This is a genomic window from Pseudaminobacter soli (ex Li et al. 2025) (assembly GCF_029892515.1).
Classification (GTDB): Bacteria; Pseudomonadota; Alphaproteobacteria; order Rhizobiales; family Rhizobiaceae; genus Pseudaminobacter; species Pseudaminobacter soli_A.
Window position 1 is genome coordinate 57,161 of the sequence record NZ_JARXVF010000010.1, and the last position, 11,830, is coordinate 68,990.

At 62.4% G+C, this 11,830-nt stretch carries 13 protein-coding genes; 2 read left to right on the forward strand and 11 right to left on the reverse strand.

The annotated features are described in order from the left end of the window. Positions 1–107 precede the first annotated feature (107 nt). Together M2281_RS26335 and M2281_RS26340 are read left to right on the forward strand one after the other, a co-directional pair. The gene (locus tag M2281_RS26335) at positions 108–1,331 is read left to right on the forward strand and encodes a bifunctional 2-C-methyl-D-erythritol 4-phosphate cytidylyltransferase/2-C-methyl-D-erythritol 2,4-cyclodiphosphate synthase (RefSeq protein ID WP_280824170.1); all 1,224 of its coding nucleotides are present in this window, start codon (positions 108–110) and stop codon (positions 1,329–1,331) included. Further along, the gene (locus M2281_RS26340) at positions 1,328–1,813 is read left to right on the forward strand and encodes a CinA family protein (protein WP_280824171.1); all 486 of its coding nucleotides are present in this window, start codon (positions 1,328–1,330) and stop codon (positions 1,811–1,813) included. The genes M2281_RS26335 and M2281_RS26340 overlap by 4 nt, the downstream gene beginning before the upstream one ends. On the opposite strand, the gene M2281_RS26345 is transcribed toward M2281_RS26340, so the two are convergent. The 11 genes from M2281_RS26345 to eno all read right to left on the reverse strand — a co-directional run bounded on the left by M2281_RS26345 (position 1,814) and on the right by eno (position 11,763). Beyond that, positions 1,814–2,275: a type II toxin-antitoxin system RatA family toxin gene (locus M2281_RS26345; RefSeq protein WP_280824172.1), complete on the reverse strand. Its 462-nt coding sequence runs from the start codon at positions 2,273–2,275 to the stop codon at positions 1,814–1,816. Continuing rightward, positions 2,275–3,249, reverse strand: a complete 975-nt coding sequence (lipA, locus tag M2281_RS26350) for a lipoyl synthase (RefSeq protein WP_280824173.1) — start codon at positions 3,247–3,249, stop codon at positions 2,275–2,277. Before lipA ends, M2281_RS26345 begins: the two co-directional genes overlap by 1 nt. 8 nt (positions 3,250–3,257) lie before the next feature. After that, positions 3,258–3,542, reverse strand: coding sequence for a GlsB/YeaQ/YmgE family stress response membrane protein (locus tag M2281_RS26355; protein ID WP_280824174.1), 285 nt, complete (start codon positions 3,540–3,542; stop codon positions 3,258–3,260). A gap of 81 nt (positions 3,543–3,623) precedes the next feature. Continuing rightward, positions 3,624–5,069, reverse strand: a complete 1,446-nt coding sequence (lpdA, locus tag M2281_RS26360; protein ID WP_280824175.1) for a dihydrolipoyl dehydrogenase — start codon at positions 5,067–5,069, stop codon at positions 3,624–3,626. Between the two features lie 15 nt (positions 5,070–5,084). Further along, complete coding sequence (locus tag M2281_RS26365; protein ID WP_280824176.1) at positions 5,085–5,723, reverse strand: SGNH/GDSL hydrolase family protein; 639 nt, start codon at positions 5,721–5,723, stop codon at positions 5,085–5,087. Between the two features lie 13 nt (positions 5,724–5,736). Next, a complete protein-coding gene (locus M2281_RS26370) occupies positions 5,737–7,101 on the reverse strand; it encodes a pyruvate dehydrogenase complex dihydrolipoamide acetyltransferase (protein WP_280824177.1) in 1,365 nt (454 codons plus the stop codon). Positions 7,102–7,104: 3 nt separating this feature from the next. Continuing rightward, positions 7,105–7,392, reverse strand: a complete 288-nt coding sequence (locus M2281_RS26375) for a hypothetical protein (protein ID WP_280824178.1) — start codon at positions 7,390–7,392, stop codon at positions 7,105–7,107. Positions 7,393–7,404: 12 nt separating this feature from the next. After that, complete coding sequence (locus tag M2281_RS26380) at positions 7,405–8,790, reverse strand: pyruvate dehydrogenase complex E1 component subunit beta (RefSeq protein ID WP_280824179.1); 1,386 nt, start codon at positions 8,788–8,790, stop codon at positions 7,405–7,407. Between the two features lie 14 nt (positions 8,791–8,804). After that, positions 8,805–9,842 carry a pyruvate dehydrogenase (acetyl-transferring) E1 component subunit alpha gene (gene pdhA / locus M2281_RS26385; RefSeq protein WP_280824180.1) on the reverse strand — a complete coding sequence of 346 codons (1,038 nt, stop codon included), beginning with the start codon at positions 9,840–9,842 and terminating at the stop codon, positions 8,805–8,807. Between the two features lie 175 nt (positions 9,843–10,017). Then, positions 10,018–10,344 carry an FtsB family cell division protein gene (locus M2281_RS26390; protein ID WP_280824181.1) on the reverse strand — a complete coding sequence of 109 codons (327 nt, stop codon included), beginning with the start codon at positions 10,342–10,344 and terminating at the stop codon, positions 10,018–10,020. Positions 10,345–10,488: 144 nt separating this feature from the next. After that, positions 10,489–11,763 carry a phosphopyruvate hydratase gene (eno, locus tag M2281_RS26395; protein ID WP_280824182.1) on the reverse strand — a complete coding sequence of 425 codons (1,275 nt, stop codon included), beginning with the start codon at positions 11,761–11,763 and terminating at the stop codon, positions 10,489–10,491. Positions 11,764–11,830 lie beyond the last annotated feature (67 nt).

Here is an 11,830-nt window from a genome sequence, read left to right on the forward strand (position 1 = left end):
TATTCAGTAGCCAGTTTCAGCTTATTGTGCAATGCGGAAAGGGCGCGGCAAGGTTGCGCGATGGAAAACTCTCGCCTTTGGCCATGGTTGCGACTAAGCCTCTGCGCATGGAAAAGAGCAGATCTGAATCGTCGAGAAAACTGCCGACCGCCGTGGTGATCGTGGCTGCCGGACGCGGCGAGCGTGCGGGCCAGGCCGATGGCCCCAAGCAGTATCGCCTTATTGGTGGACGTGCCGTGCTTGCACAGACGGTGGAGAATTTTCTCCGCCATCCGGCAATCGGAACCGTCGTCGTCGTGATCCATCCGGACGATGGTGTTCTGCTGAAGCAGGCACTCGGCGCCCTCGCCGAAAAGGTGACCCTAGTTCATGGGGGAGCGACGCGTCAGGATTCGACCCGGCTTGGACTTCTGGCGCTGCAGTCCGAGAACCCAGGCGCGGTGCTCATACATGACGGCGTGCGTCCCTTTGCCGATGCCGCACTCATCGACCGGGTGATCGCGTCGATAGACGAAAACCACGGCACCCTGCCCGCGCTGCCAGTGTCCGACACACTCAAGCGCGAGGCCGCAGGTGGCACGGTGGCGGAGACTGTGGCGCGAGCTGGCCTGCATGCAGCCCAGACGCCGCAGGGTTTCCCCTATGCAAGAATTCTGGCTGCGCATCAGGCCGCGCACAGGCAGGGCCTCAGCGAGTTCACCGACGATGCGGCGATTGCCGAATGGGCTGACATGCCGGTTCGGATCGTGCAGGGCTCGCCCGACAATGTAAAACTCACCTGGGCAAAGGATATCGCCATGGCCGATCAGCGTCTGTCTGGAACGTTCAATGCATTTCCAGACGTGCGCACGGGCAACGGCTATGACGTGCACTCCTTCGAGCCCGGCGACCACGTTACGCTATGCGGCGTGGCAATCCCGCATACGAAAAAACTCTCCGGTCATTCCGACGCCGATGTCTGCCTGCACGCCCTGACGGACGCGCTTCTCGCGACCATCGGCGCCGGCGACATCGGCACGCATTTCCCGCCATCCGACCCGCAATGGAAGGGTGCCGCCTCGCGCATTTTCGTGGAGCATGCGGTGAAACTGGTGCGCGCGAAGGGCGGCCGCATCGCCAATGCCGACATCACGCTCATCTGCGAGGCACCGCGTGTCGGTCCGCATCGCGAGGCGATGACCGCCGCCCTCTCCGACATGCTTGGCATCGACAGGGGCCGGGTGTCGATCAAGGCAACCACAAACGAGCGGCTGGGTTTTGTTGGGCGTGAGGAAGGCATTGCGGCGATCGCCACGGCGAGCGTCGTCTATCCGGGAGGGCTGCCCGAGTGAGCGAATTGCGCGAACTGGCTATCGAATTCCTGAAAGCCTGTGAGCGGCACGGCATCATGGCCGCGACGGCGGAATCCTGCACCGGCGGCATGATCGTCGCCGCGCTTACCGATATTCCCGGTTCTTCGACGGTGGTGGACCGCGGCTTCATCACCTATTCCAACGAGGCCAAGATGGAGATGCTGGGCGTCTCCGAGGCGACGTTGGCCGCCCATGGCGCGGTCTCCCGCGAGACGGCGCTGGAAATGGCCGCAGGCGCAATCCAGAATTCCCGCGCCAGCATTGCGCTGGCCGTCACCGGTATTGCCGGGCCCGACGGCGGTTCGGCAACAAAGCCGGTGGGGCTCGTCTGGTTCGGGCTGGCGCTGCGCGGCCAGCCGGCGGTTGCCGAAAGCCGGATCTTTCCGAATGAGGGCCGCGACTTCGTCCGTCGCGAGACCGTTCGGACTGCCCTGAACCTGGGCCTCAAAGCACTCGGTTGATCAGGCCACTTTCGCCGGACCGTAGATTTCGGTCGCGCGCCGCTCGAATGCTTCCACGAACATGCGGAAGGCACGATCGAACATCGCGCCCATGAGCGCGCCCAGAATGCGGCTCTTGAATTCGTAGTCGATGAAAAAATGGATGTCGGTGGCGCCGCCATCCGCCGCATCGAAGCGCCAGATATTGGTCAGATATTTAAACGGGCCATCGAGATATTTCACGTCGATGGCGCTCTCATCCGGCTTCAGGTGAACCTGGGTGGTAAAAGTCTCACGGATCGCCTTGTAGCCGACAGTCATGCTCGCAACGAGAACGGTGCGCCCGTCGCGCTCCTTGCGCGAGCGCACCGTCAACCCTTCGCAAAGCGGAAGGAACTGCGGATACTGTTCCACATCCGCGACCAGGGCAAACATCTGGTCCGGCGCATGGGAGACGCGGCGTATGGTCTCGAATTTTGGCATCAGGCAGAAGCTTTGACCGGCTTCCGCAGATGCTCCTCGCGCGCAGCCTTCAGTTTGGCGAAGTCCTCGCCGGCATGGTGGGACGAACGCGTCAGCGGGCTCGATGCGACCAGCAGGAAGCCCTTGGTCATGCCAACGGTCTCATAGGACTTGAATTCCTCCGGCGTGACGAACTTCTTCACCGCATGGTGCTTCTTGGTCGGCTGCAGGTACTGGCCGATGGTCATGAAGTCGACGTCGGCGCTGCGCAGATCGTCCATGAGCTGCAGCACTTCGTTCCGCTCCTCGCCCAGGCCCACCATGATGCCGGACTTGGTGAAGATCGACGGGTCGAGTTCCTTCACGCGCTGCAGCAGGCGGATGGAGTGGAAGTAGCGCGCACCCGGACGAACGGTGAGATAGTTCGAAGGCACGGTTTCAAGGTTGTGGTTGAAGACGTCAGGCTTTGCTGCAACCACGACCTCCAATGCGCCATCCTTGCGCAGGAAGTCCGGCGTCAGGATTTCGATCGTCGTGTTGGGGTTCAGTGCGCGGATCGCGCGGATCGTTTCTGCAAAATGCTGCGCGCCGCCGTCGGCCAGGTCGTCGCGGTCCACCGATGTGATGACGACGTGGGTGAGCCCCATCTTGGCGACGGCCTTTGCCACGCTCTCCGGCTCGTTCTGATCGAGCGGCAGCGGGCGCCCGGTCGCCACGTTACAGAAAGCGCAGGCGCGGGTGCAGATCTCGCCCATGATCATGAAGGTGGCGTGCTTCTTTTCCCAGCACTCGCCGATATTGGGGCAGCCCGCCTCTTCGCACACCGTCACCAGCTTGTGCGAGCGCACGATCTCGCGTGTCTCGGCATAGCCTTTGGAAACCGGCGCCTTGACGCGGATCCAGTCCGGCTTGCGCAGCACTTCCTGATCCGGCCGGTGGGCCTTTTCGGGATGCCGCACACGAGGAGCGTTGGAGAGATCGAGCACAGTGACCATGTCAGTTCCTAGCGCGGCCGCGGCGATTGCGTGCGGCCGAATATCCAGAGGATGATGATCGCGCCAAAGATGGCGACAAGCAGGTTTCCGAAGAAACCGTAATAGTGAATCTCGAGGAGGCCCGCCAAGGTGCCTCCAACGAAAGAGCCGGCGATGCCGACGAGGATGTTGGTGAAGAAGCCGTGCTCGCGGTTCAAGGTCTTCTCGGCGACATAGCCGGCAAGAAAACCGATGACGAGCATGCCGAAGAAGCCGACGCCCGGCATGCTCATGAAACCCACGCTCTGGTCCATCACAGTCTCCTCGCGACCGCTTGCCAAAGACCCATATAAGTCAGAAGCCGCCGAAACAATAGCCCGGCAAAGGCTCCCCTGTTATGCGTTCAGCGCGCGGCCATAGGCGTCCAGCACGCTCTCCTTCATCATCTCCGACAGGGTCGGGTGTGGGAAGATAGTGTGCATCAGCTCTTCCTCGGTGGTTTCGAGGTTCATCGCCACCACAAAGCCCTGGATCAGCTCAGTCACCTCGGCGCCGATCATATGCGCGCCCAGTAGCTGGCCGGTCTTCTTGTCGAAGATGGTCTTGACGAAGCCTTGGTCCTCGCCAAGCGCAATGGCCTTGCCGTTGGCGATGAACTGGAAGCGGCCGACGCGGATGTCGTAGCCCTGTTCCTTGGCCTTGGCTTCGGTGAGACCGACGGAAGCGACCTGCGGGTTGCAATAGGTGCAGCCCGGGATCTTCAGCTTGTCCATCGGGTGAACGTTCGGCAGGCCGGCGATCTTCTCGACGCAGATCACGCCCTCATGCTCGGCCTTGTGGGCCAGCATGGGCGGGCCGGCAACGTCGCCGATTGCGTAGATGCCCGGCACATTGGTGCGGCCATAGCCGTCGATGACGACACAGCCGCGATCGGTCTTCACGCCGAGCGCTTCAAGGCCAAGGTTCTCGATGTTGCCCTGCACGCCGACAGCCGAGATCATGCGATCGGCCGTGATCTTCTCGATCTTGCCGTCCTTGAGCTCGACATGGGCGGTGACGGAGTTCGCGCCCTTCTCGACCTTGGTCACCTTGGCCTCGAGCAGGATCTTCATGCCCTGCTTTTCGAACTGCTTCTTGGCGAAGGTGGAAACTTCCGCGTCCTCCACCGGCATCACCGCCGGCATGACCTCGACGACGGTCACGTCCACGCCGAGCGTGCGGTAGAAGCTCGCGAACTCGATGCCGATGGCGCCCGAGCCCATGACGATCATCGACTTGGGCAGATCCTGGGGCACCATGGCCTCGAAATAGGTCCAGATCAGCTTGCCGTCCGGCTCGATGCCCGGCAGCGCGCGCGGACGCGCGCCGGTGGCGAGGATGATGTGCTTGGCCGTATAGGTGCCCTCGCCTTTGATGTTCTTGGGCGCCGGGTGCTGCGGCTCCATCGGCTTCTTCGAAGATTTTGCGACGACGATTTCGCCCGGCTTGGAGAGCTTGGCCTCGCCCCAGATGACGTCCACCTTGTGTTTCTTCATCAGGAAGCTGACGCCGCCGTTCAGCTGTCCCGAAACGGCGCGCGAGCGCTGCACGATCGACTGGACGTCCGGACTGACCGAACCCTCGATCTTCACGCCATACTTTTTGGCATATTCGGCATAGTGCAGGATTTCGGCCGAACGCAGCAGCGCCTTGGTGGGAATGCAGCCCCAATTCAGGCAGATGCCGCCCAGATGCTCGCGTTCCACGATGGCCGTCTTGAAGCCAAGCTGCGCCGAGCGCACGGCCGTGACATAGCCGCCGGGGCCCGAACCGATGATGATGACGTCGTAGTTTTCGGCCACAATCTTCTCCTGAGATCAGAGCGCGAGCATGACTCGCGCCAGGGGCGCGAGCGCTTCGCCAATTTTGCGCGTGTTTTCCGCGTCGAGATGGACGCCATCGAGCGGCGTTGTGACTGCAACGGAGCCGGCATCGTAGAAACCGCAACTGGTTTCGGCGGCCAACCCCGCATAGAGTTCCGCCAGTTTTTGCGAGCCCTTGTCGCCGCCTGCGAACATTTCCGCAAAATCCACGTTTTGGGTACGCGTGACCTGCGGTGGCGAAACCAGAAGGATTTTGGGCGCGGCAGCGTCCAGCGGATAGGCGTGGCCGCGCACGATCTTCACCAGGCGCGCCATGCCCTGCCTGGCGGCGAACGGGTTGCCATGGATCCACGGCTTCATGTCGTTGGAGCCAAGCAGGATGATGATCAGATCGAGCGGCGAGTGCGTGCCGAGCACGGTCGGCAGCACGCGCGCGCCATTGCGATCTTCCGGGGCAAGGCTGTCGTCGAAGGCCGTCGTGCGGCCATTCAACCCCTCGGCAATAACCCGAACTCCGCCACCCAACTCGGCCTGGAGCACACTCGGCCAACGGTCCTCCGGCGCATGGCGCGAAGGACCTTCGGCATTGTAGCCCCAGGTGAGCGAGTCACCGTAGCAGAGGACGGTTTTCACTAAAGCCGCGCCCCTATACGAGCATGCCCATCGGGTTTTCGATGTGGCGCTTGAAGGCACCGAGCAGTTCGGCACCAAGCGCGCCGTCGACAGCACGATGATCGGTCGACAGCGTGACCGACATCATGTTGGCGATCTTGATTTCGCCGTTCTTCACCACGGCCCGCTCTTCGCCCGCGCCAACGGCCAGGATGGTCGCATGCGGCGGGTTGATGACGGCGGAGAAATCCTTGATGCCAAACATGCCCAGATTGGACACCGCAGTGGTGCCGCCCTGGTATTCCTCGGGCTTCAGCTTGCGATCGCGGGCACGCTTGGCGAGGTCCTTCATCTCGTTGGAGATGGTAGACAGGCTCTTCTCCTCGGCCCGGCGCACGATCGGCGTGATGAGGCCGCCCGGGATCGAAACGGCAACGCCCACATCCGAATGGTTGTGCTGCACCATGGCGCTGTCCGTCCACGACACATTCGCAGTCGGCACATCGCGCAGGGCGAGCGCCATCGCCTTGATGATCAGGTCGTTGACCGACAGCTTGTAGGCCGGCACATCGCCCTTCTCCGTCTTGCGCGTCGGCGCGGCTGCGTTGAGCTGGGTGCGCAGCGCCAGCAAGGCGTCGAGTTCGCAATCGAGCGTCAGGTAGAAATGCGGGATGGTGGTCTTGGCTTCGACCAGACGCCGAGCAATGACCTTCCGCATGTTGTCGTGCGGAATGAGCTCGTAGGAACCTGCCTCGAACAGCTTCAGCACCTGTTCGTCAGACATCGGCTTCGCGGCCGGAGCCGGAGCCGGGGCGGGAGCGCCCGCGACCGGTGCGGCTGCCGGAGCAGCCTTCGCAACGCCGCCGGAAATCGCGGTCTCGACGTCGGCCTTCACCACGCGGCCATGCGGCCCCGTGCCCTTCACCGCCGAGATATCGACGCCGGCATTCTTGGCGATGCGACGGGCGAGCGGCGATGCAAAGACGCGGCCCTCCTGGGCAACTGCCGTGCCGTTTGCCACGGCTACCGATGCCGGCTGGGCAGCCGGCGCAGGCTGCGGCTTGGCTTCCTCGGCCTTCGCCGGGGCGGGCGCTGCGGTCGGCTGGGCAGCAGGCTTGGCGCCGGCATCCGCCTTGGCGGCAGCACCAGCATCTTCGCCCTCGCCCGCCAGAACGGCGATCACCGCATTGACCTTGACGCCCTCGGTGCCGGCCGGAACGACCAGCTTGGCGACAGTGCCTTCATCGACGGCCTCGACTTCCATCGTCGCCTTGTCGGTCTCGATTTCAGCGATCACGTCGCCGGGCGAAACCTTGTCGCCTTCCTTGACCAGCCACTTGGCCAGATTGCCTTCTTCCATCGTCGGCGAGAGCGCCGGCATTGTGATGTTGATCGGCATCGCTCACTCCTGGATGAATTTGAACAGGCCGCGCATGACCGTCAGCGTGGCGATAATGAACACCGGCGGCAGAATGCCGATGTTGAAAGTGCTTTTGCTCATCTCGAGCGCCATCATCCCACCGGCCTGCTCGGCCTGCATGGCACTGGTGGCAACCAAGGCAAAAATGATGGACGACGCGCCGCTTAACATCTGCAGCACGCCGTCGAACCGGCTAGTCATCGAGCGAATGACAAACGCGAGCGCGACGGTCGGAACGATGATGGCGGCCAGGGTCAATAAAGACGGCATCGCCTACACCTCCTACCGATATGTCACCGCTTTGACCGCCTCGACGACCTCGCCGACATTCGGCAGCGCCAACTTTTCGAGATTGGCGGCGTAAGGCATCGGCACGTCCTTGCCGGCGATGGTGATGACCGGCGCATCGAGATAGTCGAAGGCGCGCCGCGAAACCTGGTTGGCGATGTGGTCGCCGACCGAGCTCTGCGGGAAGCCCTCTTCTACCACGACCAGCCGGTTGGTCTTCTTCACCGACTCGATGATCGTGTCGTAGTCGAGCGGACGGATCGTGCGCAGGTCGATGATCTCGGCATCGATTCCCATCTCGCGAAGCTCGGCTTCGGCCTTCACCGCATAGGTCATGCCGATGCCGAAGGAGACGATGGTGACGTCCTTGCCCTGCTTGTGGACACGCGCCTTGCCAATCGGCAGCACGAAATCGTCAAGCTTGGGCACATCGAAGGAGTGACCGTAAAGAATCTCGTTTTCGAGGAAGATCACCGGGTTCGGGTCACGGATCGCTGCCTTGAGCAGGCCCTTGGCGTCGGCAGCCGTGTAAGGCATCACTACCTTGAGGCCGGGGATGTGGCTGTACCAGGCCGCATAGCACTGCGAGTGCTGTGCGGCGACGCGGGCAGCCGCACCGTTCGGACCGCGGAAGACGATCGGGGCGCCCATCTGGCCGCCGGACATATAGAGCGTCTTGGCGGCCGAATTCACGATCTGGTCAATCGCCTGCATGGCGAAGTTGAAGGTCATGAACTCCACGATCGGCTTCAGGCCGGCCATGGCCGCGCCAACGCCGACGCCGGCAAAGCCGTGTTCGGTGATCGGGGTGTCGACGACGCGACGCGGGCCGAACTCCTGCAGCAACCCTTGCGTGATCTTATAGGCGCCCTGATATTCGGCGACTTCCTCGCCCATGACGAAAACGTCCTGGTCGCGGCGCATTTCCTCGGCCATCGCGTCGCGCAACGCTTCGCGGACGGTCATGGAAACCATTTCGGTGCCGGCTGGAATATCCGGATCGGCGGCCACTTCGACCTTCGGCGCAGCGGCAACGGGAGCGGGCTTGGCGGGTTCAGGGGCCTTCTCGGCGGCGACTGGCGCCTTCGGCGACACTTCTTCCTCGCCGATGCCTTCCCCGATCTTGTCAATGTCTTCGCCCTCGACGGCCAAAACGGCGATCGGGGTGTTCACCTTGACGCCTTCGCTGCCGGCGGGAATGAGGATCTTCCCAAGCGTACCCTCGTCGACGGCTTCCACTTCCATGGTTGCCTTGTCGGTCTCGATCTCGGCGATCACGTCACCGGGGGCGACCTTGTCGCCTTCTTTCTTCAGCCACTTGGACAGGTTGCCCTCTTCCATGGTCGGCGAGAGCGCAGGCATCAGGATTTCGATCGGCATGTCTGTGCCCTCCCTTACAGCGTGATGTCAGTATAGAGTTCGGACACATCCGGCTCCGGATCGGTCTGCGCGAACTCGGCCGAGTCGGCCACGATGTCACGCACCTCCTTGTCGATCGCCTTCAGGTCGTCTTCCGTGGCCCACTTCTTGTCGAGCAACCGCGCCTTGACCTGCTCGATCGGGTCGTGCTCGGAGCGCATCTTCTGCACCTCCTCCTTCGACCGGTATTTTGCCGGGTCGGACATGGAGTGGCCGCGATAGCGGTAGGTCTGCATCTCGAGAATGATCGGACCCTTGCCGGAGCGGCACCACTCGACGGCGAGATCGGCGGCAGCTTTCACTGCGCGCACATCCATGCCATCGACCTGGATGCCCGGGATCTTGAAGGAAGCGCCGCGATGCGAAAAATCGGTCTCGGCCGACGAGCGTGACACCGACGTGCCCATGGCGTAGCGGTTGTTCTCGATGATGTAGACCACCGGCAGCTTCCACAGCGAGGCCATGTTGAAGCTCTCGTAGACCTGGCCCTGGTTGGCCGCGCCGTCGCCGAAATAGGTCAGGGAGACGTTCTTGTTCTCACGGTAGCGATTGGCGAAGGCCAGGCCGGTGCCGAGCGACACCTGGGCACCGACGATGCCGTGGCCGCCATAGAAATTCTTCTCCTTGGAGAACATGTGCATGGAGCCACCCTTGCCCTTGGAGTAGCCCCCACGGCGACCGGTGAGCTCGGCCATGACCCCGCGCGGCGACATGTCCATGGCGAGCATATGGCCATGGTCACGATAGGCGGTGATCATCTGATCGCCTTCGATCAGCGCCATCTGCATGCCGGTGACGACAGCCTCCTGACCGATATACAGGTGACAGAAGCCGCCGATGAAGCCCATGCCGTAAAGCTGACCAGCCTTCTCTTCGAAGCGCCGAATCAGCAGCATGTCGCGATAGGCCTTGAGCTCCTGCTCCTTGGTGAATTCTACGGGTTTGGGCGCTACAAGCGCGGGTTTGCCGTCCGCTTTCGATTTCGCGGACGCCGTCTTGGCGGCAGAAGCCATTCAACACTCCCTAGCAATGTCTCTTTTCGGACATTGGAGGGAGAGCACAATCCCCCTCCGATTGGGGAGAAAGCTAGCACGCAATCCACCCTTCCGCTATGCGGAAAAATGCATGGCAGGCATGCAGCTAAGCACCTGCAATCATTGGGGATATCTACGATTAACCGGATTTCGGTTAATTTGCCCAATCGGACGAACGGATGATCGTGATCTCATCCGTGTGCGAAAGGTTCAGCGCTTTGCGGGCCTGCTCGTCGAGCATGTCCTTCTCGAGAGTGCCATCATGCAGCAACTGAACGCGGCGCTCAAGATCGACGCGACGGGACCTGACGGCATCGAGTTGCGCCTGCAATTCGACCGCCCGCGCCTGGAGCCGGTACTTGGAATAGATACCCAGCTCGCCGTGATAGGCATGGAAGCCGAAATAGGAAAGGAACAGAACGGTGAGGCCCGGCACGATGAATCGGCCGGTATTTCTCTCGCGATGCTGACGTGTCCACATGGTGCATTTCCCTGATGCGTCCCATCTGGCCCCATTATGCTTAATGTCCGGTTACGGGGGATAAAAATTCCGGCCCCAAATGAAAAGGGGCGAGGTTGCCCTCGCCCCTTTTGTTCAGGTTAGCAGCGGAAAATCCGGCCCCGTTCAAGCCTTCAGGATCGAACGGCCGGCGTAGCGGGCCTGCTTGCCGAGCTCTTCCTCGATGCGGATGAGCTGGTTGTACTTGGCCGTACGATCCGAGCGCGCGAGCGAGCCGGTCTTGATCTGCCCGCAATTGGTGGCGACGGCGAGATCGGCGATGGTCGAGTCTTCCGTTTCGCCCGAGCGGTGCGACATGACGGCGGTGTAGGCGGCCTTGTGGGCGGTCTCGACCGCGTCGAGCGTCTCGGTGAGCGTGCCGATCTGGTTGACCTTGACCAGGATCGAGTTGGCAACGCCCATGCGGATGCCGTCGCGCAGGCGCGCCGAGTTGGTGACGAACAGGTCGTCGCCGACCAGCTGCACGTTCTTGCCGATCAGGTCGGTCAGCATCTTCCAGCCTTCCCAATCGTCCTCGGCCATGCCGTCCTCGATCGAGATGATCGGGTAGTCGGCAGCCAGCTTGGCCAGGTACTTGGCCTGGGTCTTGGGGTCGCGGGTCTTCTTCTCGCCTTCGTAGACGTAGTTGCCGCCCTTGAAGAACTCGGTCGAGGCGCAGTCCAGCGCGATCGCGACGTCGTCGCCGGGCTTGTAGCCGGCCTTCTCGATCGACTGCATGACGAAGTCGAGCGCGGCCTGCGCGCTCTTCAGGTTCGGCGCAAAGCCACCCTCATCGCCCACATTGGTGTTGTGGCCGGCGTCCTTCAGAGCCTTCTTGAGGGTGTGGAAGATTTCCGAGCCCCAGCGAACGGCGTCGCGGAAGGTCGGCGCGCCCACCGGCATGATCATGAATTCCTGGAAATCGATCGGATTGTCGGCATGGGCGCCGCCATTGACGATGTTCATCATCGGCACCGGCAGAACGCGGGCGTTCGGGCCGCCGACATAGCGATAGAGCGGCAGGTTGGAGGCCACGGCCGCAGCCTTGGCCACCGCCAGCGAGACGCCGAGGATTGCGTTGGCGCCGAGGCGGGCCTTGTTGGGCGTGCCGTCGAGGTCGATCATGGTCTGGTCGATCTCGGCCTGGTGCTCGGCTTCCATACCGCCGATGGCTTCAAAAATCTCGCCGTTGACAGCTTCAACGGCGCGCTCGACGCCCTTGCCGAGATAGCGCGGACCGCCGTCGCGCAGTTCTACTGCCTCATGCGCGCCGGTCGAGGCGCCGGACGGTACGGCTGCACGGCCCATGGAGCCGTCTTCCAGCACTACGTCCACTTCCACGGTCGGGTTGCCCCGGCTGTCGAGAATTTCGCGGCCGATGATATCGATGATGGCGGTCATTGTGGTGTCCCTCGGATCGTGGCGGAAATGATGGCCGTCTTAGCGAAAGGCGGCGAAAACGCAATGA